The 24,001-nt window shown below is 73.2% G+C and carries 21 protein-coding genes; 10 read left to right on the forward strand and 11 right to left on the reverse strand.

Features of this window, described 5'->3' with window-relative positions:
- Position 1: 1 nt before the first annotated feature.
- From K6U06_RS10990 to K6U06_RS11005, 4 genes are all read right to left on the reverse strand, one after another.
- A complete protein-coding gene (locus K6U06_RS10990; RefSeq protein ID WP_262321969.1) occupies positions 2 to 1,615 on the reverse strand; it encodes a sensor domain-containing diguanylate cyclase in 1,614 nt (537 codons plus the stop codon).
- Positions 1,612 to 2,457, reverse strand: a complete 846-nt coding sequence (locus tag K6U06_RS10995; protein WP_262321970.1) for a hypothetical protein — start codon at positions 2,455 to 2,457, stop codon at positions 1,612 to 1,614. Before K6U06_RS10995 ends, K6U06_RS10990 begins: the two co-directional genes overlap by 4 nt.
- 174 nt (positions 2,458 to 2,631) lie before the next feature.
- Positions 2,632 to 3,669 (reverse strand): PHP domain-containing protein, encoded by a 1,038-nt coding sequence (locus K6U06_RS11000; RefSeq protein ID WP_262321971.1) that lies wholly within the window; start codon positions 3,667 to 3,669, stop codon positions 2,632 to 2,634.
- Positions 3,666 to 5,150 carry a protein kinase domain-containing protein gene (locus K6U06_RS11005; protein WP_262321972.1) on the reverse strand — a complete coding sequence of 495 codons (1,485 nt, stop codon included), beginning with the start codon at positions 5,148 to 5,150 and terminating at the stop codon, positions 3,666 to 3,668. Before K6U06_RS11005 ends, K6U06_RS11000 begins: the two co-directional genes overlap by 4 nt.
- Positions 5,151 to 5,234: 84 nt before the next feature.
- Between K6U06_RS11005 and K6U06_RS11010 the strand changes: the two genes are divergently transcribed.
- Positions 5,235 to 5,840 carry a molybdenum cofactor guanylyltransferase gene (locus K6U06_RS11010; protein WP_262321973.1) on the forward strand — a complete coding sequence of 202 codons (606 nt, stop codon included), beginning with the start codon at positions 5,235 to 5,237 and terminating at the stop codon, positions 5,838 to 5,840.
- The gene (gene fdhD, locus K6U06_RS11015) at positions 5,837 to 6,667 is read left to right on the forward strand and encodes a formate dehydrogenase accessory sulfurtransferase FdhD (protein WP_262321974.1); all 831 of its coding nucleotides are present in this window, start codon (positions 5,837 to 5,839) and stop codon (positions 6,665 to 6,667) included. Before K6U06_RS11010 ends, fdhD begins: the two co-directional genes overlap by 4 nt.
- Positions 6,668 to 6,715: 48 nt before the next feature.
- Here the strand turns inward: fdhD and K6U06_RS11020 are convergent, their stop codons facing one another.
- Positions 6,716 to 7,951: an acyl-CoA dehydrogenase family protein gene (locus K6U06_RS11020; RefSeq protein ID WP_262321975.1), complete on the reverse strand. Its 1,236-nt coding sequence runs from the start codon at positions 7,949 to 7,951 to the stop codon at positions 6,716 to 6,718.
- 256 nt (positions 7,952 to 8,207) lie between these two features.
- Positions 8,208 to 8,411: a cold-shock protein gene (locus K6U06_RS11025; RefSeq protein WP_262321976.1), complete on the reverse strand. Its 204-nt coding sequence runs from the start codon at positions 8,409 to 8,411 to the stop codon at positions 8,208 to 8,210.
- 296 nt (positions 8,412 to 8,707) lie between these two features.
- On the opposite strand from K6U06_RS11025, the gene K6U06_RS11030 reads away from it, so the two are divergent.
- From K6U06_RS11030 to K6U06_RS11045, 4 genes are all read left to right on the forward strand, one after another.
- Entirely contained in the window at positions 8,708 to 11,386 is a 2,679-nt protein-coding gene (locus tag K6U06_RS11030) for a glycoside hydrolase family 38 C-terminal domain-containing protein (protein ID WP_262321977.1), read from the forward strand.
- A 13-nt stretch (positions 11,387 to 11,399) separates the two neighbouring features.
- Positions 11,400 to 12,245, forward strand: coding sequence for a TrmH family RNA methyltransferase (locus K6U06_RS11035; protein ID WP_262321978.1), 846 nt, complete (start codon positions 11,400 to 11,402; stop codon positions 12,243 to 12,245).
- Positions 12,246 to 12,289: 44 nt separating this feature from the next.
- Positions 12,290 to 13,588: an MFS transporter gene (locus K6U06_RS11040; protein WP_262321979.1), complete on the forward strand. Its 1,299-nt coding sequence runs from the start codon at positions 12,290 to 12,292 to the stop codon at positions 13,586 to 13,588.
- A gap of 76 nt (positions 13,589 to 13,664) precedes the next feature.
- The gene (locus K6U06_RS11045; RefSeq protein WP_262321980.1) at positions 13,665 to 14,279 is read left to right on the forward strand and encodes a hypothetical protein; all 615 of its coding nucleotides are present in this window, start codon (positions 13,665 to 13,667) and stop codon (positions 14,277 to 14,279) included.
- Positions 14,280 to 14,350: 71 nt separating this feature from the next.
- Here the strand turns inward: K6U06_RS11045 and K6U06_RS11050 are convergent, their stop codons facing one another.
- The 3 genes from K6U06_RS11050 to argS form a co-directional block, all read right to left on the reverse strand.
- On the reverse strand, positions 14,351 to 15,274 hold the full coding sequence (locus K6U06_RS11050; protein ID WP_410051018.1) for a D-isomer specific 2-hydroxyacid dehydrogenase family protein: 924 nt from the start codon (positions 15,272 to 15,274) through the stop codon (positions 14,351 to 14,353).
- 185 nt (positions 15,275 to 15,459) lie between these two features.
- Positions 15,460 to 16,251, reverse strand: coding sequence for a crotonase/enoyl-CoA hydratase family protein (locus tag K6U06_RS11055; RefSeq protein ID WP_262321982.1), 792 nt, complete (start codon positions 16,249 to 16,251; stop codon positions 15,460 to 15,462).
- Positions 16,252 to 16,323: 72 nt separating this feature from the next.
- The gene (argS, locus tag K6U06_RS11060) at positions 16,324 to 18,060 is read right to left on the reverse strand and encodes an arginine--tRNA ligase (RefSeq protein WP_262321983.1); all 1,737 of its coding nucleotides are present in this window, start codon (positions 18,058 to 18,060) and stop codon (positions 16,324 to 16,326) included.
- A gap of 95 nt (positions 18,061 to 18,155) precedes the next feature.
- Here argS and K6U06_RS11065 point away from each other — a divergent pair, with 95 nt between their 5' ends.
- Positions 18,156 to 18,944 (forward strand): ABC transporter ATP-binding protein, encoded by a 789-nt coding sequence (locus tag K6U06_RS11065; protein WP_262321984.1) that lies wholly within the window; start codon positions 18,156 to 18,158, stop codon positions 18,942 to 18,944.
- 60 nt (positions 18,945 to 19,004) lie between these two features.
- The gene (locus K6U06_RS11070; RefSeq protein ID WP_262321985.1) at positions 19,005 to 20,054 is read left to right on the forward strand and encodes a DNA topoisomerase IB; all 1,050 of its coding nucleotides are present in this window, start codon (positions 19,005 to 19,007) and stop codon (positions 20,052 to 20,054) included.
- A gap of 45 nt (positions 20,055 to 20,099) precedes the next feature.
- Here the strand turns inward: K6U06_RS11070 and K6U06_RS11075 are convergent, their stop codons facing one another.
- A complete protein-coding gene (locus tag K6U06_RS11075; protein ID WP_262321986.1) occupies positions 20,100 to 20,792 on the reverse strand; it encodes a dienelactone hydrolase family protein in 693 nt (230 codons plus the stop codon).
- A 71-nt stretch (positions 20,793 to 20,863) separates the two neighbouring features.
- Between K6U06_RS11075 and K6U06_RS11080 the strand changes: the two genes are divergently transcribed.
- Together K6U06_RS11080 and K6U06_RS11085 are read left to right on the forward strand one after the other, a co-directional pair.
- A complete protein-coding gene (locus K6U06_RS11080) occupies positions 20,864 to 22,216 on the forward strand; it encodes a DUF1800 family protein (protein ID WP_262321987.1) in 1,353 nt (450 codons plus the stop codon).
- A 10-nt stretch (positions 22,217 to 22,226) separates the two neighbouring features.
- Positions 22,227 to 23,660 (forward strand): DUF1501 domain-containing protein, encoded by a 1,434-nt coding sequence (locus K6U06_RS11085; protein WP_262321988.1) that lies wholly within the window; start codon positions 22,227 to 22,229, stop codon positions 23,658 to 23,660.
- A gap of 21 nt (positions 23,661 to 23,681) precedes the next feature.
- On the opposite strand, the gene K6U06_RS11090 is transcribed toward K6U06_RS11085, so the two are convergent.
- Positions 23,682 to 23,930 carry a hypothetical protein gene (locus K6U06_RS11090; protein ID WP_262321989.1) on the reverse strand — a complete coding sequence of 83 codons (249 nt, stop codon included), beginning with the start codon at positions 23,928 to 23,930 and terminating at the stop codon, positions 23,682 to 23,684.
- Between the last annotated feature and the right edge of the window lie 71 nt (positions 23,931 to 24,001).

A 24,001-nucleotide genomic window follows, 5' to 3' on the forward strand; every position in this document is an offset into this window, starting at 1 on the left:
GTCAGCGGCTGCTGCGGCCCCGGGTGGAGATGACCGGCGCGGCGACCGTCGCCCGGTCGCGGCCGGCCCGTTTGGACGCGTAGAGCGCCCGGTCGGCGGCGGCGATGAGCCCGGCGTCGTCCTCCGCGTGCTCGACGAGGGTCGCCACGCCGGAGCTGATCGTGATCCCCTGCAGCGCCGGCTCGGCCCGGATGGCCCGGTCGGCTCGGGCCAGGACGCTGAGCGCGGCCTCGGCGTCGCACGACGGCAGGACCAGCGCGAACTCCTCGCCTCCGTACCTCGCGACGAGGTCCATCTCCCGGCAGACGCCTCGCAGCGCCCGGGCCAGGTTCCTCAAGACCTCGTCGCCGGCGAGGTGGCCGGCGGTGTCGTTGACCGCCTTGAAGTGGTCGATGTCGATCAGGACCAGCGTGAGGGGCTCGTTGCGCCGCCTGGCGACAGCCACCTCCCGGGTGAGGGTGGCGTCGAACTGACGCCGGTTGGCCAGCGCGGTCAGCCCGTCCACCGCCGCTAGGCGCTCCTGGTCGGCCAGCGCCTGGATGCCGGCCAGGGTCAGCATGCCATGCGACGCGAACTGTCCGACCATGAGCATGGTGCGCCGGGCCAGGCGCTCCCCGACGAGCCGCCCGCCGTGCTCGACGATGAGGACCGGCGCCTCCGGCCCGGCGCCGACAGCGGTGACCACCACGTTGCGGGCATCGGGGAGCAGCGCCGAGGTGAACGGGTCGCCCTGACGGTCCAGGTGGCTCAACGCCAGCACCCCGTGCTCGCCCTGCGCCCGCTGGACCGTCGAGTCGGCGCTCGGCGGGAAGCGCACGTCGGGCGCCTCGGAGATGGCGGCCGGTTCACCCGGCGCGGCCTGGGCGGCGACCAGCGACGATCCGCCCGGCACGATGAGCACACCCCGTTTGAAGCCGAGAGCCCCGACGGTGTGGGCGAGCAGGAGGCGCCTGGCGGTGTCCGCGTCCGACGCCGCCTCCAGCGCGGCGGTCATCACCGCGAGCGCCTCGAGCTCGTTGCGGTTGCGGCGCAGCTCCCGCTCGCTCACCATCGAGAACCCAGCGGTGCAAAAGGCGATCGCCCAAAAGCCCATGATCGCCAGCGCGGTGTCGGCCGCGAGCGGGGATTGGACGTCGGCTACTCCGAGGAGCTGGCCGACGCGCGACGCCAGACCGAGGATCGGCACCAACGTGAAGAGGAACGAGTCCCACAAGGCGATCCGCAGCGCGCTGCGGGCGCTGCCGAGGAGCGTGACGGCCACCAGGTGCAGGTAGAACAGCACCATCAGCTGGCTGCGCGGGCCGCCGGCGGGGACGGTCATTATCACCAGGTAGATGGCGTCGAGCGGGAGCATGGTGCGGTGCGCGGCGAGCGCGGCGCGCCGCCCCACCCGGCCGATGAGCTCCGCTGCGACGGTCACCGCCATGAACACCCCGCTCGGCACCGCCGCTTGCAGGAAGGTCAGGCCGGTCTGCTTCGACGCCAGCCCGGTGGCCAGGAGCACGGCGAGCACCAGCCCCAGCCGCACGAGGAGTAGCAGCCCGAGTCGCTCTTCCAGGCTGGGTAGGTCGGCTCGGCCCGACGGCCGGCGGAGGTTGCGAGCCAGGTCCTTCACTCGAACGGGACGCTGTCCTCGTCGCCTCTAGCCGGCGCCTCGGCCAGCCGCGGGTCGCGCCGGCCGAGGACGTACTGCACCAGAAGGAAAAGCGAGACCAGGGCCCCGAACACGATCGGCACTCCGAGGTCGGTGGCCGCGGAGAGGGAAGGCCCGGGCCCGGCGCCCGACGCCAGGATGATCGTCCGGCGGTAGTCCGGGACCGCCTGGTGCGGGGCCGGGCCCGACGCCGTGTGGTCCCCGGCGGGGGCCGCCGGCGACAGGGCTCCTCGCGGCACAGACCCGACCGTCGCCGCTGTCGCGGTCGTGGTGGCGGTCGCTGCAGGCACCCTGGCGGCCGCGGGGACGATCAGCGGCGCGACCTGCGCCGGCGGCTGAGGAGACGCCGGGGCGGGCGGCTGGGGACCGGAGACCGTGATCGGTGCGGGAGCGTCGGTCGTCGGGGTGGGGTGCGCGACGGTGGTGACGGTCGATCGCGGCGCGGTGGGAGCGGCCGATCGGGGGGCGGTGGTGCTCGGCCGGGGGACGGTGGTAGCCGGCGGCCGCGTGGCGGTGGCGGTCGGCCGCGGCGCGGTGGTCGTGGCGCGCTCGGGCCTGGTGGTCGTCGGGCGCCCCCGGTAGACGTTCATCTGGCACGCCGTCGTACTGGCGTGGCCCCACCTCGCTGCGGGGACCGCGGCTTCGTGCTGGGCGCCGGCGATCGCGGGATCCCGGTACCGTCTGGCGTGGTCGGCGTGCCCGGTCGGCCTCGTGGCGTCCATCTTCACCATCCCCGACGGGCATGCGTCGGGGAACACGAAAGCAGCGTCGGCGGTCGGGACGGCCACCACCGGATGGGCCACGATGAGCAGCACAAACGCCGCAGCGAGCCCGAAAAACCCCTGAAGGGACCTTCGCCTCAAACCGGAAGTAGCTCTGCCTGCTCCGCCGGGGGCCGGTCGACGGGCTACCCACGGTGCAGGACGCACAATGTCCGTATCGGCACCCAGATGGGATGCCTTGAGCGATTTCAGCGGTCACATCTCGCCCCATTCGCGGATGTCTTCAAGGGGCCCGGTGTTGAGGATCCGGGCCGCGGGGATACCGGCGGCGACGGCCTTGGCCGCCCCGTAGCGCTGCCATTCGAGCTGGCCCGGCGCGTGGGCGTCGGTGTCGATGCTGAACACGCACCCGGCGCCGTTCGCGACTCGCAGCAGCTCGTCGGGCGGGTCGAGGCGCTCCGGCCGGGAGTTGATCTCCACCGCGGTGCGGTTGCGGGCGCAGGCCTCGAAGACGGCGTCGGGGTCGAAGCTCGACGGCGGGCGACCCTTGCCGACCACGATCCGGCCGGTGCAGTGCCCGAGGACGTCCACCCTCGGATTGGTCGCGGCGACGACCATCCGCTCGGTCATGGCGTCGTGGTCCATCCGCAGCTTCGAGTGCACCGACGCCACGACCACGTCGAGACGATCGAGAAGCTCGTCGGTCTGGTCGAGGGACCCGTCCTCGAGGATGTCCACCTCGATGCCGGTGAGGACGCACACCCCCGCGCCGGCGGCGTTGAGCTGCGCTATCACGTCGAGCTGGCGCTCGAGACGCCCGGCGTCGAGTCCGTGGGCCACCGTGAGGCGCGGGGAGTGGTCGGTCATGGCCAGATAGGCGTGCCCGAGGTCGGCCGCGGCGCGGGCCATCTCCTCGATCGGGCTGCCGCCGTCGGACCAGTCGGAGTGGGCGTGCAGATCGCCTCGCAGCGCTCCGACCAGCTCGGCGGTGGCCCGGTCTTGCGGCCCTTCCGGCTCGGCGCTGTCCTCCAGCCGCTGGAGGTAGGCCGGAACCGCCCCGCCCAACACCTCTGCAGCGACCTTGGCCGTGCTCGGACCGATACCGGCCAGGTCGGTCAGGCGGCCTCGGGCGACGAGGTCGGCGACCCTCTCCGGGCCCGCCGTGCGCACCGCGGCCGCCGCGGTGCGAAACGCCCTGACCCGGTACGTCGGCTCCCGGCTGCGTTCGAGCAGGTAGGCGATGCGCTCAAAGGCCGCCGCGACCGTGCTGTTGTCAGCCTCCAGCGCCCTCACCCCCCACCGTGGTCCCCTTTACCGTGGTGGGTCGGGGCGGTGGCCGTACCGGTGGGCGTACCGGTGATCGCCACCAGCGGGGCCAGGGCCTGCTGATACTGCTGCTGGGTGAGCCCGCCGCTGGCGTAGAGCCCCCGCAGGAGGGTTTCCGCGACCGCCGCCGCCGCGGCTCGCTGGTCGGCTGGCAGGGACGCCACCTGGTCGAGGATCTGCGCCGCCTGGGCTCCATCACCGCCGCTGTTGGCCAGCGCGCTGGCGGCCGCCTGGAGGGCCGCGGCCTGCGGGTCCGAGGCGGCGGGGGCGGTGACCGCGGTGGTCTGCTGCGGCGCGGTTGCCGTCGTCGAGGGCACCGTCGTGGCGGGAGCCGTGGTCGGTGCCGCCGCTGCCACCGCCGCTTTGGGGCGGGTGGTCGTCGAGGCTCGAGCGGACTGGGGCGAGTGCCGGGTCGCCAGCACCGCTACCAGCGCGGCCAGCACCACCGCGGCGGCCACTGCGGCTGCCGTCACCCGGCGCCGCCGCAGGTCGGGAGGGGGCTGGACCCGTCGCGGCGTGTCGGGGAGCACCGCGGTGGCCTCCGGTCCCGGGCGGGCGAAGCCACCAGCCGCCACACCACCGAGGATCGCGGTGGGCTGGTACTGCTCGGCGGGGGGCGTCGACGCCGCGGACCGTATCGCCGCGGCCATGTCGCCGGCGGTCGCGAAGCGGTCGGCGGGGTCGGGCGCCATCGCGGTGGCGACCGCGTCGATCATCGCCGGCGGCAGGTCCGGCCGGAGACGCCCCAGGTCCGGCGGCTGCCCGTGGCGCGCCGCGTAGGCGACCGCGAGCGGCGACTCCCCAGTGAACGGCTTGCGCCCGGCGAGCGCCTCGTAGAGGACGACTCCGAGGGCGTAGAGGTCCCCTTGGGGGGACGCTTCGTGCCCGTCGATGCGCTCGGGGGGGAGGTAGGCGGCGGTCCCGATGACCAAACCGGTGGCAGTTAGGTCCCCTTCACCGTCCGCCAGCTTCGCGATGCCGAAGTCGGCGACCTTCGCCCGGTCGTCGGGGGTGATCAAGATGTTGCCGGGCTTGATGTCGCGATGCGTGAGGCCGGCGGCGTGCGCCGCGCCCAGCGCGTCGAGCACGTCGGCGGCGATCGTCGCCACCCAGTCGAGGGGCAGGGGGCCGGCGCGCATGTAGTCGGCCATCGTCGTGCCAGGGAGGCGCTCCATGACGATGTAGGCCACGTCGCCGTCGGTCCCGGTGTCGTAGATGGCCACCGAGTGCGGATGCGAGAGCCGGGCCGCCGCCTTGGCCTCCCTGGCGAAGCGGGCCCGGCCCTCCGGGCCGAGGACCGAATCGGCCCGCAGGACCTTGACGGCGACCGACCGCTCGAGGCGGGTGTCGAGCCCGTCGTACACCTCCGCCATGGCGCCCTGGCCGAGCCGACCGCCGAGCCGGTACCGGCCAGCGAGGGTGCGGTCGTCGCCGGTGAGAGCCGTCACCCGGTGTTCCTACCCAGATGGGGCGGATCCGTCCCGAACGGCCTGCTGCACCCATACCCGGCCGTCACGGGCCACAATGCTGGCATGTCATGCGCCGGCGTGGTCCTCACCGGAGGCGCGAGCCGTCGTATGGGCAGGGACAAGTCGGCGCTGCCGGTAGACGGCCCGGGCGGCACTTTGTCGCAGCGCACGGCTCGGATGCTCCTCGCGCACACGGCTCCGTGCGTGGAGCTCGGGCCCGGCACGTCGGGGCTCCCCCACCACCCCGACCCGGGCCGCGGGCCGCTGGTCGCCTTGGCCGGCGCCGCGTCCGTGTGGGAGACCCTGCCCGACGACAGCGACGTGCTGGTCGTTGCCACCGACCTGCCCCGCCTCACCCCGTCGCTGGTCGCGTGGCTGGTCGCCCACCCCGCGGCCGGGGCGGTGGTGCCCGTCGACGAGGGCCGGCGCCAGCCGCTGTGCGCCCGCTACCCGGTCGCGGCTCTGCGGGCCACGCCGGCGGTCGTCGCGAGCGGCGCCACCTCGCTCAAGGAGTGGCTGGCGGGGCTCGACGTGCACGACGCCGGGCCCGACGAGTGGGTCGGCGCCGCGGGTGACGCCTGGGCGCTGCGCGACGCCGACACCCCCGAGGAGCTTGCTGCGCTCAGCGCTGCAGGGCCGGGAGCGCCGCCCGCGGCGCGGGCTCGATGAGCCGGCCGCAGCCGGCGGTCACGCCGGTGCGGGCCATCGCGGTGCGCCCCGACCGGCACCTCGAGCTTCCCGAGCAGCTGGCCACCGAGGAGCCCCTGGAGATCCGCGCCGCGGGGCCCGGGCAGGAGCCGGCGGCGGTGGCGGTGACCATGCGCACCCCGGGCCACGACTTCGAGCTGGCGGCCGGGTTCCTCGTCACCGAGGCCCTCGCCGAAGCGGGGGGCATCGCTGCGGTCGGCTACTGCACTACCGCCGACCCCGAGCAACGGTGGAACACCGTCACGGTGTCACTGCGCAAGCCGTGGACCCCGCCGCCGGCCCGCAGCTTCTTGACGACGTCGTCGTGCGGCGTGTGCGGCAAGTCCAGCATCGAGCAGGTCGAGCTGTCGTGCGCCGCGCTTGAGCCCACCGGCGTGTTCGACTCGGCGATCGTGGCGTCCCTGCCCGACCGGCTGCGGGACCACCAACGGGTGTTCGACCGCACCGGCGGCCTGCACGCGGCCGGGCTGTTCGACCCGTCCGGCGAGGTGGTGGTGGCCCACGAGGACGTCGGCCGCCACAACGCGGTCGACAAGGTCGTGGGGGACCTGGTCCTGCATCCCCGCGACGTCCGGGGCGAGCAGGCGCTGGTGGTCTCCGGGCGGGTCAGCTTCGAGATCGTCCAGAAGGCGGCCATGGCCGGGCTGGGGCTGCTGGTCGCGGTGTCGGCGCCCTCGAGCCTCGCGGTGCACGCCGCCACCCGGCTAGGAGTGACCGTCGCCGGGTTCGTCCGGGGCGGCAAGTTCAACATCTACAGCCACCCCGAGCGGATCGCCTTCAGCCACTGAGCGCCGGCGGCGGCACCCCGCACCGCCACCGACGCCCGCTTTGTCCACCTACTTGGCTTTGGGCTCTTTCGGCAGCCCGAGGACCCGCTCGCCGACGATGTTGCGCTGGATCTGCGCCGCGCCGCCCCAGATGCTCTCGGAGCGGGCGAAGAAGAACGTCGACTGCAAAACGCTCGGCGCGTAGCCCTCCCGGGCGGTGCTACGGCCCACACCGGGCACGAAGTCCTCCTCGCCCGAACCGGTCAGCACCTGGCCGGCCGGGCCGAGGATGTCGATGGCCAGGTCGGTGACGCGCTGGTGGTACTCCGACCAGAACATCTTGTTGGTCGCCCCGAGCGCGGCCAGCCCGGTGTCCTTGCTGTTGGTGAGCACCCCGGTCAGCGTCCGGTACCCGTTGACCTGCATGATCTTCACTGTCGACCAGGCCTTGGCCAGCTCCTGACGGACGACCGCGTCCTTGATCTTCCCGTTGCGCCGGGCCAGGTCGATGATCATCTCCAGCTCCTTCTGGAACCGGCGGTACCCGGTGGTGGCGCTGGTCCCCCGCTCGAAGCCGAGGGTGGTCATCGCCACCTTCCAACCGTTGTTGACCCCGCCGACCACGTTGGCCTTCGGGGCGCGCGCGTCGGTGAAGAACACCTCGTTGAACTCCGCCGAACCGCTGATCTGGGTGATCGGGCGGACCTCGATGCCGGGCTGGCGCATCGGCACCAGCAAGTAGGAGATCCCGGCGTGCTTGGGGGCCTCAGGGTCTGTGCGGGCCAGCAAGAAGATGTAGTCGGCGTACTGGGCCTGGGTGGTCCAGATCTTCTGCCCGTTGATCCGCCACTCGTCGCCGTCGAGCACCGCGCTGGTCTTGAGCGACGCGAGGTCCGAGCCGGCGTCGGGCTCGGAGAACCCTTGGCACCAGGCGATCTGGCCGCGCATGATCTGGGGCAGGAACTCCTTCTTTTGCTCCTCGGTGCCCCACTGCAAGATCGTCGGCCCGACCAGCGTGTCGCCGAAGAAGTCGGCCCGCAGCGGCGCGCCGACCCGAGCGAACTCCTCGTTGAGCACCACCGACTCCATCGTCGACAGGCCCTTGCCGCCGTACTCCTTGGGCCAGGAGGCGCAGATCCAGCCGCCTTCGTAGAGGGTCTTGTTCCACTCGTCGCTCCACGAGGCCCGCTCGTCGGGGGTCATCTCGAAGCCCGGCGTGCCCCACCCGGGCGGCAGGTGCTCCTCCAGCCAGGTCCGGATCTCAGCTCGGAACGTCTCGGCCTCGGGCGGATAGGTCAGGTCCATGGGCGCATGGTAGGCGCAGGGCGCAGTCCGTCCATCAGCCGGCGTCGCCACCAGTCACCCGACGGTGGGCGGGCGCCGCCGACGTTGCTGTCGGAGCGGCCGGCGCCCCCGGGCGTGGGCCGGAGGTGGGCCGGGGGCGCGGGCCGCCGGCCGCCCGGCGAGGCTCCGGCCGCCCGGCGCGGCGGATCGCCCGACGCCCGAGGTGCTGCCCGTCTCGGCGGTGGCTGGCCCGGTGCTGGCTAGCTCCGCGCTGGCCTCAAGCGAGGCGCTTCACGTTCGCGGCCTGCAGGCCCTTGGGCCCCTGGTTGACCTCGAACTCGACCTTCTCGTTCTCCTCCAGGTTGCGATAGCCGTTCCCCTGGATGGCGCTGAAGTGCACGAACACATCAGGGCCGCCCTCCTGGGAGATGAAGCCGTAGCCCTTCTCCGAGTTGAACCACTTCACGGTTCCCGTCGCCATGAGCAATCCCTCCTTTCCTGGCCAGGCCGGACCTCACTCACTCGTGTCCGGTGGCCTCCGGCGCAATGCCGGGAGGGAACTGCCGGTATGCACCTGCGCCCTCCAGATCGAGAAGGTACCACCTTGCGCGACGGCTGCGAGCACGTGGTGCGACGGCCGCAAGTAGAACGCGTTCGACCTGGTAGAGGCCGGTGCCGGGCCGCTGCCAGGGCCGCTCCGAGCCGCTGCCGGCACCGGGGTTCGTCCTTGGCGGCTGCCCGGAGCGCAGCCAGTCGGCGTCCGCCTACCCTTGGGGCATGGTCCGAAAGGTCGCGGTCGTCGCCCACACCCACTGGGACCGCGAGTGGTACGTCCCGTTCCAGTCCTTCCGCGCGACGTTGGTGGAGGTGCTCGACGAGCTGCTCCCCCGCCTGGAGTCCGACCCGGGGGCCGGACCGTTCCTCCTCGACGGTCAGCTGGCGGTGATCGACGACTACCTCGAGGTTCGCCCCCAGGCCGCCGACGCCATCGCCCGCTTGACCTCGGCCGGGCGGCTGACGATCGGGCCGTGGTACGTGTTGATGGACGAGTTCTTGGTGTCGGCGGAGACCATCGTCCGGGACCTGCAGATGGGCCTGGCCGCCGCGGCCCGCTTCGGGGGCGGCTCCCCCGTCGGCTACCTGCCCGACATGTTCGGCCACGTCGCCCAGATGCCGCAGATCCTCCGCCAGGCCGGCATCGAACACGCCGTGGTCTGGCGGGGCGTCCCCTCCGCGGTGGACCGCACCGCGTTTTGGTGGCGTTCCCCTGACGGGTCGACGGTTCGCGCCGAGTACCTGCCCGTCGGCTACGGCATCGGGGCTCACCTGCCCTCGGAGCCCGCCGCGCTCGTTCGGCGCATGCGGGCAGAGGAGGTCGAGTTGGGCGGGTTCCTCCGCTCGCCCGGCGATCCGATCCTGCTCATGAACGGGACCGACCACCAGACCCCCCAACCTGGGCTGGCCGCGCTGTTGGCCGCGGCCAACGACGAGCAGAAGGACTTCGAGTTCGAGCTGGTGTCGCTACCCGAGTACCTGGCCTCGGCGCCGACCGACGCGCTGCCGGCGTGGACCGGCGAGCTGCGCTCCGGGGCCCGCGCCAACCTGCTCATGGGGGTGGTCTCCAACCGGGTCGACGTGCGGGTGGCGGCCGCCCGCGCCGAGCTGACCCTCGAGCGGCGAGCCGAGCCGCTCAGCGCGCTGTGGCGTCCCGCCGACGAGTGGCCGGGACAGCTGCTCGCCGCCGCGTGGCGGGAGATGGTCCACAACGCCGCGCACGACTCGGTGTGCGCCTGCTCGGCCGACGAGGTCGGCGTCGCCGTCTTGCATCGCTACGCCGAGGCCCGCGCCGTGGGCGACGCGCTGGCGGCGGAGGCCCAAGCGGCGGCGGCGGCCCAGGTCGGCCCCGGCGCGGTGGCGCTCAACCCGTCGGCCCGTCCCCGCTCCGGTGTCGTAGAGCTGGTGGTGCCCGGCTCCGAGCTGCCCGCCGGCGCCCAGGTCCTGGAGGCCATCGAGGCCGGCACCACCGAGAAGACCGGGACCGGCCGGGACCTCGGGCGTCTGCTGGCCGAGCTGACCACCGAGGGATGGCTCCACGACGGCCGGGCGTCCGCGGCGACAGTCACCTGGACCGGCGACGGCGTCGATCTGGATCTGGTGTCGGACGCGTCGACCGCCAGGAGCCGCAGCCGGGGGAACATCGACGGTCCCGGCACCCCGATCGGCCCCCGCCCTCCGGGCATTGCCGACAACGCCTCGGTCATGGCGGAGGCCTACGCCCAGGCCGGCGCCAACCGGGACCGTCCCCTGCGGGTGCGGGTCACCCGCCGGGCGTCGCAACGCGTCGCGGTCCGGGTCGGTCCGGTGCCGGGCTTCGGGTGGGCCGCGTGGGAGCCCGCACCGCTCGCGGTCGACCCCGTGGAGGGCCGAGACAACTGGCTCGACAACGGCCTGATCCGGGTAGCGGTCAGCCCGTCGGACGGGACGTTCTCGGTCAACGGCCTGGCTGGTCTCGGTCGCTTGGTCGACGACGGGGACGAGGGCGACACCTACAACTACTCGCCGCCCGTCGCTGACTTCGTGGTCGATCGACCGGAGGCGGTCGAGGTCACCTGCGTCGAGCACGGCCCGGTCCGGGGGCGGCTGCGGGTCCTGCGCCGGTTCCGCTGGCCCGCGGCGATCGTCGACGGCCGCCGGGTCGGCGCCGAGGACGTCGAGGTGGTGACCTGGCTGGAGGTGCGGGCCGGAGACCGAGCCGTGCGGGTCGAGACGACCTTCGACAACCGCTGCCGTGACCACCGCCTGAGGGCGTGGTTCCCGCTGCCGTCGAGGACCGACCATTCCGTCGCCGAGTGCGCCTTCGGGACCGTCCGTCGGGGACTCGAGGCGGAGGGAGGGTACGGGGAGTGGCCCCTGCCGACCTTCCCGGCCCGCCGTTTCGTGACCGCCGGCGGGCTCACCGTGACCCACGAAGGGGTGGCCGAATACGAGGTGGTCGACAACGGGTGGGCCGTCGCGGTGACGGTGTTGCGGGCCACCGGCATGCTGTCGCGCCCGGCCCCCGCCTACCGGCCCAACGCCGCGGGGCCGCCGCTACCCGTGGAGGGACCCCAGATGGCTGGCCGGGTCACGTCCCGCCTCGCGGTGGCCCTGGCCCCGACGGACCCCTACGCGCTGGCCGACGACGTCTGGCTGCCCCTCGAGGTCGTGGTCGGCACCGGCGACGGCCCCCGGTCGGGCAGCCGTCTCGAGGTCACCGGGGCCGAGGTGTCGGCGCTGCGTCACCACGACGGGGGACTGGAGCTGCGGATGTTCAACCCCTCCGACGACACCGCGGTCGTCGGGGTGGCGGGCCGGCGGGGATGGCTGGTGGACCTCCAGGGGCGGCCCCTCGAAGCATGGGACGAGTCGTTCGTGCTGCGCCCCTGGGGTCTGGCCACCGCGCGGCTGGACCCCTGAGCGGGCGCCGCTCGTGACCGGGGGCGCCGGGCCCGGCCCGGTCGTGGTCGCCGCCCGCAACGACCGTTTCCAGCAGTGGCAGGCCCTGCTCACCAATCGCCGGGCCCGCCAGCGCCTCGGCCGATTTCTCATCCAGGGCGTCGTCCCCATCACCGTCGCCGTCGAGCGAGGATGGCCACTCGACGCGCTGCTGTACCGGCCCGGGCCGCTCTCCTCCTGGGCTCGAGACGTGCTCGGGGGGCCGGCGGTCGCGACGCGCATCCAGCTGCCGGCCGAGCTGCTGAGCGACCTCGGCGGGCGCGACGACGGGCCGCCCGAGCTGCTGGCCGTGGCCCGCACCCAGCCCGACGACCTCGGCCGGATCGGACCCGACGTCGACTTGGTGCTGATCGGCGATCGGACCTCCTCGCCGGGAAACCTGGGGACCATGATCCGCACCGCCGACGCCCTCGGCGCCGGCGCGGTCGTGGTCACCGGGCACGCCGCCGACCCCTACGATCCGCAGGCGGTGCGGGCGTCGAGGGGCTCGCTTTTCGCGCTGCCGGTCGTCCGCCAGGAAGGGCCCGACGCGGTGCTCTCCTGGCTGAGACGCCGCCCCCAGCCGTTCCAGGTGGTCGGCGCCAGCGAGGACGCCACCCACCAGGTCTGGGCCCGCGACTGGCGGCCGCCGACGGCGGTGGTCATCGGCAACGAAGCAGCAGGCCTGAGCCGAGCCTGGGCCGAGGCCTGCGACGCGCTCGTCGCCATCCCACAGAGCGGGTCGGCATCCTCACTCAACGCGGCCGTCTCAGCTTCGATCGTTCTCTATGAGATCCGTCGATACCGCACGGTTCGCGGGGGTTCGGCCACTCTGCGCTGAGAATTGTTTGACGGGGCTCGGCCACTAGGAGCAGCATCAACGCGATGGCGCGGGCGGGGTCACTGTGGCGGCAGCGTGACTTCATGTCGCTTTGGAGCGGCGTCACCGTCTCCGAGGTAGGCACCCAGGTCAGCCAGCTGGCCCTCCCCCTGGCCGCCCTGAACGTCCTGCACACCGGCAGCTTGGGGGTCGGGGTGCTACGGGCGTTGGAGACCCTCCCCTACCTCCTGATCGGCCTCCCGGCCGGGGTCTGGGTCGAGCATCGCCGGCGCCGACCGGTCCTGATGTGGAGCGACGGGGTCCGTCTGGTGGTCATCGGGTCGGTGCCCGTCGCCTACGCGCTCGGTCACTTGACCCTGGCCCAGATGTACGTCGCGGCGTTCGTCGCGGGCCTCGCGTCGGTGCTGTTCAACATCGCCTACCGCTCCTACTTGCCGCGCTTGCTCGACCATTCGCAGCTCCTCGACGGCAACGCCAAGCTGAGCCTGAGCGAGTCGGTCGCCCAGGTCGGCGGCCCCGGCATCGCCGGCGTGCTCATCGGACTCGTCGGCCCGGCGCCGGCCGTCGCCCTCGACGCGGTGTCTTTCGCGGCGTCGGCGCTCGGCGTGCGCGCCGTGCGGACCCCCGAACCGTCACCGCCCGCTCGCCGGCCCGGTGCCACCACCACCTCGCTGGTCGTCGCCGGCCTGCGCTACGTCGCCGGCCGCCCGCTGCTGCGTCGGCTCACCGTGTGCACCACGCTCGGCAATCTGAGCATCGCGATGCTCGAGACGGTGCTGGTCGTCTACTTGGCCCGGACCCTCCATCTCGGCGCGGGGAGCATCGGCGTGGTGTTTCTCATCGGGGGCACCGGCGTGGTCGTCGGCGCGCTGATCGCGGCCCGGGTCACCCGTCTGCTGGGGTACGGCCCGGCGGTGATCGTCGCCATGGCCGTCGCGGCGGCGGGCGCGGCCCTGGCCCCGCTCGCTCCCGGCGACCACCGCGGCATGTGGCTGGTCGCGGCGTCGCAATGGGTCGCCCAGCTCGGTGTCAGCGTCTACAGCGTCTCCCAGGTAACGCTCCGCCAGGCTCTCTGCCCCGATTCCCTCCAGAGCCGGATGAACGCCACGGTCCGGTTCCTCTCCTGGGGGGTGATCCCGGTCGGCAACCTGGTCGGGGGCGTGATCGGCGCCACGCTCGGGCTGCGAGGAGCGCTGTGGGTGAGCGTCGCGGTGGCCGCCTCGTCGGTGCCGTGGCTGGTTCCCCGAGCGGTCCGCTCGGTGCGGGCGCTGCCCGAGCAGGAGCCCGACCCGGGGCCTCCGGCCGCGGCCGGCGGAGATGTGCGGGAGACTGCCTCGTTGTGAGACGTCGTCGTGGCCCGGGCGGTCAATCCTTGAAGCGGTTGCCTACGGTGGCAGCCGGCGGCTGGTGGTGGGTCGCGTGAAGGGGCCGCTGGCCTACGCGTTCTGGCATCAACCGGCCGAGGACGCATCGATCGGCGAATACGAGGCCGCGCTCGTGGCGTTTCACCGGGCGCTGGCCGCCGACCCGCCGGCCGGTTGGCGGGAGTCGTGGTCGTGGCGTCTGCCGGTACCGCCGTGGTGGCCGGGAGTGCCGACGCCCGGCGCCCCGGCCTACCTCGACTGGTATGTGGTCCGCGACCTGGAGGCGGTTGGCCATCTGGCGGACGCCGCGGTTGACGCTCGCCGCCTGGCCGCTCACGACGCGGCCGCCCGGCAGGCCGGGGCCGGCGCCGGCGCCGGCGGCCTGTACCGCCTGGTGGTCGGCGCCCCCGACCGCCCGCCCGGCGCGGCCGGCACCGTGGGGTTCGCCGACAAGGCTCGCGGCGTCCCGTGGCAGGACGCGGTCCAGCGCTTCGGCGACCGGCACGACGCCGTGTGGATGCGCCAGCTCACACTCGGACCGGGACCGGAGTTCGCGGTGATCGGCCCGACCGGGTCGGGCTGGCCGGTCGACGGCTGGGCGGTGACCGCTCCGATCCTGCCGCCCGCCGGCGGTCCTCCCGAGCACATCTCGCTCGACGAGCTGCGATAGCCGAGACCTGAGACCTGAGACCTGAGACCTGAGACCGCCAGCAGCCGGCCGGCCCGGCCGGACCGGGTGCTTCAGTAACCGGCCTCGATGTCGACCAGGCCCTCGAGCTGCTCACCGGCGGCGAAGCGACGCACGTTGGTGGAGATGCGCCTGGCCAGCAGCGGTTCGACCATCGCCTGGGTGTCCGCGGTGTGGGGCGTGATGATGCAGTTGGCCCGGCCCCACAAGGGGTGCCCGTCGGGCAGCGGCTCGGGGTCGGTCACGTCGAGCGCCGCTCCCCCGATGGCCCCGGAGTCGAGAGCCGCGACCAGCGCGTCGGTGTCGACGTGGGGTCCGCGTGCCACGTTGACCAGCCACGCGTCCGGTCTCATGGCCGCCAGCTGCGGGGCCGCGATCACCCCTCGGGTCTGGGGTGTGAGGGCCAGGGCGAGGAACACCACCTGGGCGGGCGCCAGAACTTCGTCCAGGCGTTCGAGACCCACGGTGGCCGCGGCGCCCTCCACCGGGTCGGGACGGCGACGCACGACGGTGGCCCGTACCCGCCACGGCGCCAGGAGGCGGAGGAGCTCCGCGGTGATCCCCCCGGCACCGAGGATCACCACGTCCCGGTCGTAGAGCGAGATGCCATCCGGCTTCCCCCACGATGTCGCGGTGATCCGGGTGGGAAGCACCCGCAGCCCGGCCAGAGCCAGCATCACCGCGTGCTCGGCCACCGGCTCGGCGTAGCTGCCCTTGGCCGACGTCCACTGGGGGCCGGCGCTGAACAGTCCGGCCTCGTGGAAGCGCTCGACGCCGGCCAGCGGCAGCTGCACCCAACGGGCGCCGGTCGCTTCCAGCGCGTCGTGGAGCGCGTCGACTTGACGCGGAGCGAGCCATATCAGCCCGTCGGCCTTCCCGTCGGGGTTGACGACCTGCCCTCCTCCCGCCTCAACCGCGGCGACGGCGTAGGCGGGCTGCAGTGGTCCGACGGCGATGCGGGGGGTCACCCGCCGCATGCTAGGCACCCCTCGGGTGGGCTCCGGCCCGGCGCCGAAGGTGGCGCCGCTTCGAGGTCCACTTCGCCACCGTCCGCGGTGGGCGTCTGGCGCTCGAAGCGGAGGCGGCCACCAGACCCGAGGCCGCCAGCCCGACCCCGACCCCGCCGCCGCGCCACGCCGCGGCGCGCGCGGCTCAGCGCAGCTCAGCTAGCCCCGTGCCGCCCGGCCCCGGCCGCGAAACGACCGACCCCGGCGCCGATCTCGGGGCTGGCCAAAGACACCCGCCCGTGGTCCAGCTCGACAGCCAGAGCGTCGCCGGCGGGGAGGCCGGAGGTCGACAGCACCGACAGGCGGTCCTCGCGCATGCAGGTCTGGGGGAAAGCGGCGAGCTCACGGGCCAGCGCTTCGGCGGCTCGGCGGGCCTCGCCGGTGGGCACGACCCGGTTGGCCAAGCCGATCGCCAGCGCCTCGGCCGCGTCCACTGGGCGTCCGGTGAGGATCAGGTCCATCGCCCGGCTCTCCCCGATCAGGCGGGGCAGGCGGATCGTTCCCCCATCGATGAGCGGCACCCCCCAGCGCCGGCAGAAGACGCCGAGCACCGCGTCCTCCTCCACCACCCGCAGGTCACACCAGCACGCCAGCTCCAGGCCGCCGGCGACTGCATATCCGCTGATGGCAGCGATCACCGGCTTCGACAGCTGCAGCCGGGTCGGTCCCATCGGCGCGGGCGTGCCGGACCCGAGGCGGCGGACCTTGTTCTCGCGTGGTGTGCCGAGGGCTTTGAGGTCGGCGCCGGCGCAGAACGTTCCCCCGTCCCCCCACAGCACCGCCACCGAAGCGTCGGGGTCGGCGTCGAACGCTTCGAACGCGTCGTGGAGCGCGACGGCAGTCGGGCCGTCCACGGCGTTGCGGGCCGCGGGCCGGGAGAGGATCACGGTGGTGACTGGCCCGTCCCGCTCCACGCGCACGGCTTCGGAGGCTGCAGATGAGCTCATGCACCGGACGCTACAGCCGCCGCGCCCCGCCGGCACCGCCGAGCCCGGGACTGCCGACACGCCCGCCAGGGGCTACATCCGCTCGGGCGCGTCGATCCCGAGCAGCTCCAATCCCTGGGCCAGAACCGCCGCGGTGTGGGCGCACAGCTCGAGGCGGCTGTCGCGCACCTCCTGCGACGGGGCCCGCAGCACCGGGCAGTTCTCGAAGAACGACGTGAACTCCCCGGCCAGCTCGAAGAGATACGTGCAGAGCTTGTGGGGGCTCCACGTCTCGAGCGCCGACGCGATGGCGGAGCCGAACGCCAGGAGCCGCTGGGCCAGGGCCCGCTCGGCGGGCTCGTCGACGCTCACCGGCACCCGGCCGGCGCCGAACGACGACGGGTCGATACCGCCTCGACGGAAGATCGAGCGGATCCTCACCACCGCGTACTGCAGGTAGGGGGCGGTGTTGCCCTCGAACGCCAGCATCCGGTCCCAGTCGAACACGTACTCGCGGGCCCGGTCGGTGGACAGGTCGGCGTATTTCAACGCGCCGACCCCGACGGCTTGTGCGACCGCGGTGGATTCGGCGTCCCCGAGGGACGGGTTCTTGGCCAGCACCGCGGCGGAGGCGCGCGCCACCGCTTCGTCCACCAGCTCGATCAGTTTGACCGCCTCGCCGGCGCGGGACCGGAAGATCTTCCCGTCCGGTCCGAGCATGTTCCCGATCGCGACGTGGACCGCCTCGGCGCCCTCGGGGATCCAGCCCGCCTCCCTCCCGACGGCGAAGCACATCGAGAAGTGCTGGCGCTGCGGGGCGCCGACGACGTAGAGGGCCCGGTCAGCGCCGAGCCGGCCGAAGCGGTCGCGGATGGCCGCCAGGTCGGTGGTGGCGTAGCCGTACCCGCCGTCGGACTTCTGCACGATGAGCGGCAACGGCTCGCCGTCGCGCCCGGTGAATCCCGGAGGGAACACGCACCTGGCTCCCTCGCTGTCCACCAGCAGCCCGAGGCTCTCCAGCTCGTTCACCACGCCTGGCAGCATGTCGTTGTAGAAGCTCTCCCCCACGACGTCCTCGGGGGTCAGCAGCACGCCCAGCCGGCGGTACACCTCGCTGAAGTAGCGCATGCTCTCGTCGACGAGGATCCGCCACAACCGGAGGGTTTCGGGGTCCCCGGACTGGAGCAGCACCACCCGCCGGCGGGCCCGGTCCTTGAGCTCGTCGGAGGCGTCGAACGCGGCGCGGGCCTGACGGTAGAAGCCGTCCAGGTCGCCGACGGACAGCTCCCGGGCGCCGACCTCCTCCCCCATGTCGATCAGGTGCTCGATGAGCATCCCGAACGGCGTGCCCCAGTCGCCGATGTGGTTCTCCCGGATGACGTGGTGACCGGCGAACCCGGCCAGCCGGCACAGGGCGTCACCGACGATCGTGGTGCGCACGTGGCCGGCGTGGAGCTCCTTGGCCACGTTGGGGGCCGAGTAGTCCACGACGATCGTCCACGGGTCGTCGACGACGTCCACGCCCAGTCGGGGGTCGGCGGCCGCGGCGGCCAGCTGGGCGACCAGGAAGGCCGGCTCGACGGTCAAGTTGATGAACCCTTTCGGGTGGACCTCGGCCGTCGCGACCCCCTCCAGGTCGGCGGCCGCGACGACCTTGGCCGCGATCTCGGCGGGCGCCTGGCCGGTCCGCTTGGCCAACGGGAGCGCCCCGTTGGCCTGGAAGTCGGCCCCGGCCTGCCCGGACGGGCGCAGGACCGGGTCGGCGCCGGGTGCGACGGTGTCGAAGCCGGCCTGGATACGGGTGGCGAGTGCGGCGAGGAGTCCGGCCATGCCTTCATGGTGGCGGCAACAGGTAGGGAAAGGCGAACCGGTCGCTCTCTCGCCGGCCGGGGCCGCCGGACCTCGCCGCTAGGGTGCCCGCCGTCATGGCCGACAGCTCCGCACTTCGCTTCGATCGCGTCGACTTGGACCGGGTGGGAGTCCCGGTCCTGCACCAGGTGGACCTCGACGTCGGGGCCGGCCAGTGGTGGATGGTCCTCGGCCCGAACGGGTCGGGTAAGACGACGATGTTCCAGTTGGCCGCCGGGTACCTCTTCCCCACCCGCGGTCACGTCGAGATCCTGGGTGAGCGGCTCGGGCGGGTCGACGTGCGGGTGCTGCGAGAGCGCATCGGTCTGGTCAGCGCGGCGGTGGCCAAGATGCTGGTTCCCACCCTCACCGCCAAGGAGGTCGTGGTGTCGGCCCGCCACGGCGCGCTCGAACCCTGGTGGCATCACTACCGCGACGAGGAGCGCGCCGAGGCCGAAGAGCTGCTGGCCGCGGCCGGCTTCGCGTCGATCGCCGACCGGGCCTTCGGGGTGCTGTCGGAGGGCGAACGCCAGCAAGTGCTGCTGGCCCGCTCGCTCATGGCCCGTCCCGACCTGTTGCTGCTCGACGAGCCGGCCGCCGGCCTCGACGTGGGCGGCCGGGAGCGCCTGGTCGCCAGGCTGGGTCAGCTGACCGCGGACCCGGGGTCGCCTCCCACGGTGATGATCACCCACCACGTGGAGGAGATCCCCGTCGGCGCCACCCACGTCCTCCTCCTGAGGGAGGGGCGGGTGGTCGCGGCCGGCCCGGTGGCCGACACGCTCACCGGCGACGCGATGTCGGAGGCTTTCGGCCTCCGGCTGCGCGTCGGGCGCGACGGCGGCCGCTGGACCTGCCGGGCGGCGTAGCGGCGGGGTCGCGCGCCCGCAGGCGGTTTTCGCCGGGCGCCGGTCGGGTACCCATCGGCTGTGACCCGCCTCCGCCGTGTCGACCCCGCCGGTCCGGGGCTGACCCGGCGGCGGGCGGGTAGGGGTTGGGTCTACCTCGACCACGGGCAGCGGGTGACCGACCCGGCGGTGATCGAACGGATCGCGGGTCTGGTCATCCCGCCGGCGTGGCAGGACGTGTGGATCTCGCCGGTCGCCAACGGGCACATCCAAGCCACCGGGGTCGACGCCCGGGGCCGCACCCAGTACCGCTACCACGACGCGTGGCGCGTCCGGCGCGACCAGGAGAAGTTCGACCACATGCTGGTCTTCGCCCGGACCCTCCCGGACCTGCGGGCCAGGATCTGCGACCATCTGGGCGCCGACGGCCTGGGCCGGGAGCGGGTGCTGTCGTGCGCGGCGCGGCTGCTCGACCTCGGGTTCTTCCGCATCGGATCGGACGCCTACGCGGAGGAGAACCAGACCTACGGGCTGGCCAGCATGCTCAAACGCCACGCCCACGTGGACGGCGACACGGTGACGTTCGACTTCGTCGCCAAGGGGTCCAAGCGCCGGCTGCAGTCGGTCGTGGACCCCGATGTGGCGGAGGTCATCGGGGCGCTCAAAGCCCGCCGCGGCGGGGGCCCCGACCTTCTCGCCTGGCGCCGGCAGGTGGGGCGCAAGGTGGCGTGGGTCGACGTCCGCTCCGACGACATCAACGGCTTCGTGAGGGAGCAGGCCGGCGTGGACTGCTCCGCCAAGGACTTCCGGACCTGGAACGCGACGGTGCTCGCGGCGGTCGCCCTGGCTGTCGGCGCCGGGGCGGGTTCACCGACCGCCCGCAAGCGCTGCGTCGCCATGGCCATGAGAGAGGTGGCCCACTACTTGGGCAACACCCCAGCTGTGGTACGCCGCTCCTACGTCGATCCCCGCGTCGTCGACCGCTACCACCACGGCGAGACCGTCGCGCCGGCGTTGGCGTCGCTCGGGCAAGGGGTGGAGTTCGGTCATCCCTCCACGCAGGGCGCGGTCGAGGAGGCCGTATTGGACCTCCTCGACGACGCGCCGCCCGCCGCGGTGGAGGCAGCTTGACGCGCCCGGCGCCGGCTCCTTAACGGCCGCTGTCCCCCGAGGGAATCAGCGCACGTGCTGCTTCAAGAACTCGACCATCCGGCCCCACGCCACCGCGGCCTGCTCGGAGTCGTAGGTCCCGAGGAGGTTCTCGTCGTTTAGGAACGCGTGGCCGGCGGGGTACTCGTGGAACTCTGGGGTCACCGACGCCTCCCCGGCGACCTTGTCGGCGATCCCCCGGGATGCCTCGACGGGGATGAACGCGTCGGAGCCTCCGACGTGCATCTGCACCGCGGCCTTGATCCCGGAGAGGTCGGGCAGGTCCGGTCCGACCGGGTAGAACGGGACGGCCGCCGACACCTTCTCGCCTTGCTGGGCGGCCAGGGTCAGCACGAAACGCCCGCCCATGCAGAACCCGACCGCCCCCACGGTGGAGCTGGTCGTCTGGGGCTGGGACAGGAGGAAACCGACCGCGCCGGCGAGATCGCGGGCGGCCCGGTCGAGGGGAAGGGCCTGCATCAACGCTCCGGCCTCGTCGGCGTCGTGGGTGGTCGCTCCGCCGTAGAGGTCGGGGGCCAGGGCCACGAAACCCTCCCGGGCCAGGCGGTCGGCGATCGAGACGATGTGGGAGGTCAGCCCCCACCATTCCTGGATCACGATGACCCCGGGACCGGAGCCCGACGGGGGGACGGCTAGGTATCCATGCGCCTCTCCCCCGTTGCTCGGGAAGGTGACGTTTTGCTGCGGGTTGTCTGGCACCCGTTCCCTCTACCCGCAGAGATGATCGGGCGATCACACTTTCCTAAAGCCGGGGTGGCTTACTCAAGGCCATGGACCAGGTGCGCAGCGACGTGGCGCTGCTATACCGCCGGGCCGGGTTCGGGGCGACGCCCGCCCAGCTCGACGCCGCGACCGCCGCCGGCTACGACGCGACCGTCGAGGCGTTCGTCGGCGGCCTGTCGGGACCGGACCCTGCCGGCGATGCCGTGCCGGTGCCGACGGTCTCCCACCTGGCCAAGCCGGCAGGGCCGCCCGGATCCGACGCCCGCAAAGCCCAGCGCGAAGCGCAAGGCGCGCAGCACCTGCAGCTGCAGCGGTGGTGGGCGCAGCGCATGGTGGTCACCTCGACGCCGCTTCGAGAGAAGCTCACGCTGTTTTGGCACGGCCACTTCGCCACCGGCTACTCGAAGGTGCAGGACGTGGCGGCGATGTACGAACAAAACCAGCTGCTGCGCACCGCAGGCGCAGGCTCGTTCGAGGCGTTGACCCAGGCCGTGGCCAAGGGCGAGGCGATGATGCGGTGGCTCGACACCGCCACCGACAAGAAGCTTCATCCCAACGAGAACTTCGCCCGGGAGCTGATGGAGCTGTTCACGCTCGGCATCGGCAACTACGGGCAACCCGACGTGGTGGCCGCCGCCCGCGGCTTCACCGGGTGGGTCACCGACCCTCGGACGGGCGCGTGGCACCTGCAGGCCGCGCAGCACGACACCGGCGTCAAGACCTACCTGGGGCACACGGGGCCCTTCGGCGGGGAGGACATCATCCACCTGGCGGTGACCGATCCGGCGTCCGCTCGCTTCGTGGTCGCCAAGCTGTGGAGCCACTTCGCGTACCCGGTGGGACCGGCCGACCAGGTCGTGACCGATGTCCTGCCGGCGTACGGGCCGGGGCTCGACGTGGCCGCGGCGCTGCGGGCGGTCTTCTTGCACCCCGGTTTTCGGTCCGCCGCGTCACGCCAGGGGCTGGTCAAGCAGCCGATCGAGTACCTGGTCGGGGCGGCCCGGGCGCTCGGGTTGGACGCCGATCTGCAGCGCAGCGCCGGCGCGGTCCCGCCAGCAGCGGCGAGCAGCCGGCGGGCCCCGAACCTGGCGGCCCTGTCGACCAGGCTGGCCCAGACCCTCTTCGACCCGCCGAACGTCAGCGGATGGGGTCAGAACGCCTACTGGTTGGACACCGCCACCGCGCTGGCCCGTCTCGACATCGCCGCCGCCATGGCCGCCGCCGCGGACCTGCGCGCCGTCGAGGCCGTGCCCGTCTCCGGCCGCGCTGACGCCGTCGCCGCTGCGCTCGGCATCGACGGGTGGGGAGCGACCACCGCGGCCGCCCTCCACCATGCGGCGTCCGATCCCCGGTCGCTGGTCGCGGTCGCGTTGACCGCCCCCGAGTACGTGCTGGCATGAGGAGGCATCCGTGACCACCCCGATCGGACCCACCGGGCAGCCCGGGCCGCCGCCGGGCGACCCCGACCGCGGCACCGTCGGCTGGGAGCCCGACGCCGGGTTAGTTCCCGCAGAGCAAGACCCCTCCGGTGTCGGCCGGGAACCCCGGCGCGCCGGCCTGCTCAGCCGGCGGCAGGTGCTGACCGGAGCGGGGGCGCTCGCCGGCGCCGGCCTGCTCGGCGCCGGGCTGGCCTTCCGCCCGTGGGCGACGTCCCCGGCGGCCGGTAGCGGCCGGCCGGCGGGCGCAGTGCGCTCTACGAGCGGGGTGGCGGTGCTGGTGACCCTCTACGGCGGCAACGACGGGCTCAACACTGTGGTCCCAGCCGCCGACCCGGCGTACCAGTCAGGCCGTCCGGACCTCGGGTACAAACCCAACGAGGTGCTGCCCCTCGCGGAGGGATTGGGGCTCAACCCGAAGATGCCGCTCATGAAGAAGCGGTGGGACAGCCACCAGCTGGCGATCGTGCGGGGCGTCGGCTACCCCGACCCGAGCCTCAGCCACTTCCAGTCGATGGACATCTGGCAGACCGCCGAGGCCAGCGGCGCAGGGTCGGGGTGGCTGGGACGCTGGCTGGACGCCACCGGCACCGACCCGATGCGGGCGATCAGCGTCGGGGCGACCCTTCCTCCCGCCCTTCGCGGTGACCGCCAGGCGGCCACCGCGATCACGTCGGGCACCATCACCCTCCCCGGCCGGGCCCCGATGATCGCCGGTTTCACTGCCTGCGCTCAGCCCGGCCCGGACCGTGGTCCGCTGGCCGCCGCGGTGTCGGGTTCGGCGGCCGATCTGCTGCGGGTTCGCAGCTCGCTCGCCAGCCTCACCGGACGCACCTCGACGAGCGGGACCGCACCGGCAGGGACCACCCCGAGCGGGCCCGGAACGAGCGGGACCGGCGCCGCAGCGAGGGCGACGGCGGCCGCCTCGGGGGGCGCGCTCGCCGACCAGTTGGCCACCGTCGCCGCTCTCATCAACGCCGGCGCACCGACACGGGTGTATCAGGTATCGCTGTCGAGCTTCGACACTCACGCCGACGAGAAGGCCGGCCAGGAGCGGCTCCTCGCCGAGCTGGACGGAGCGCTGGACTCGTTCCTCAACGCCGTGGGCACCGGGCCGAGAGCCGCCGACGTGGTGGTGTTCACCGTGTCGGAGTTCGGGCGGCGGGTCGCGCAAAACGCCAGCGGCGGCACCGACCACGGCACCGCCAGCGCCTTGCTCGTGGCCGGCCACGGCGTCAAAGGCGGTTTCTACGGCGACCAGCCGTCGCTCACCGCCCTCGACACCAGCGGCAACCTCCGCTACAGCGTGGATTTCCGCTCGGTGTACGCGACCATCCTCGCAGGGGTGCTCGGCGTCGACCCGACCGGGGTGCTCGGCGCCAAGTTCCCCGCCCTCGGCTTCGTGTAGGGCGAGCGGCTGCTGGCCGGGCTAGACGCTGGCGAGGACCCGCTCGAGGCGGGCGTCGATGTCCTCGGCTGCGTACAGGTGGCGGGCCAAGGTCTCGGTCAGCCACCGCTCGATCTCGGAGCGGACCTCCCCGTCGGGCAGGTGGCCCCACAGCTCGAGCAGGCGGTCTTGGACGTCGGTGGCGGACACGGAGCCCTGGCCGTCGAGCTCAGAGCGCCAGGCCGAGATGATCGGCTCGAGGGTGGGGGTGGTCTCCTGCGCTTCGGTCACCCTCCCAGGGTAGATGTCGCGAGCCGTTAGCGGAGACCGACGGAGGTCACACACCGCGAAGCGGAACGTCC

The organism is Acidiferrimicrobium sp. IK, from assembly GCF_025499425.1.
GTDB lineage: Bacteria > Actinomycetota > Acidimicrobiia > Acidimicrobiales > Palsa-688 > Acidiferrimicrobium.

Coding starts and splice junctions, on each gene's coding strand:
- K6U06_RS11010 (WP_262321973.1), top strand. CDS start 5,235: ATGTCATGCGCCGGCGTGGTCCTCACCGGAGGCGCGAGCCGTCGTATG.
- fdhD (WP_262321974.1), top strand. CDS start 5,837: ATGAGCCGGCCGCAGCCGGCGGTCACGCCGGTGCGGGCCATCGCGGTG.
- K6U06_RS11020 (WP_262321975.1), bottom strand. CDS start 7,951: ATGGACCTGACCTATCCGCCCGAGGCCGAGACGTTCCGAGCTGAGATC.
- K6U06_RS11025 (WP_262321976.1), bottom strand. CDS start 8,411: ATGGCGACGGGAACCGTGAAGTGGTTCAACTCGGAGAAGGGCTACGGC.
- K6U06_RS11030 (WP_262321977.1), top strand. CDS start 8,708: ATGGTCCGAAAGGTCGCGGTCGTCGCCCACACCCACTGGGACCGCGAG.
- K6U06_RS11040 (WP_262321979.1), top strand. CDS start 12,290: ATGGCGCGGGCGGGGTCACTGTGGCGGCAGCGTGACTTCATGTCGCTT.
- K6U06_RS11050 (WP_410051018.1), bottom strand. CDS start 15,274: ATGCGGCGGGTGACCCCCCGCATCGCCGTCGGACCACTGCAGCCCGCC.
- K6U06_RS11055 (WP_262321982.1), bottom strand. CDS start 16,251: ATGAGCTCATCTGCAGCCTCCGAAGCCGTGCGCGTGGAGCGGGACGGG.
- argS (WP_262321983.1), bottom strand. CDS start 18,060: ATGGCCGGACTCCTCGCCGCACTCGCCACCCGTATCCAGGCCGGCTTC.
- K6U06_RS11065 (WP_262321984.1), top strand. CDS start 18,156: ATGGCCGACAGCTCCGCACTTCGCTTCGATCGCGTCGACTTGGACCGG.
- K6U06_RS11080 (WP_262321987.1), top strand. CDS start 20,864: ATGGACCAGGTGCGCAGCGACGTGGCGCTGCTATACCGCCGGGCCGGG.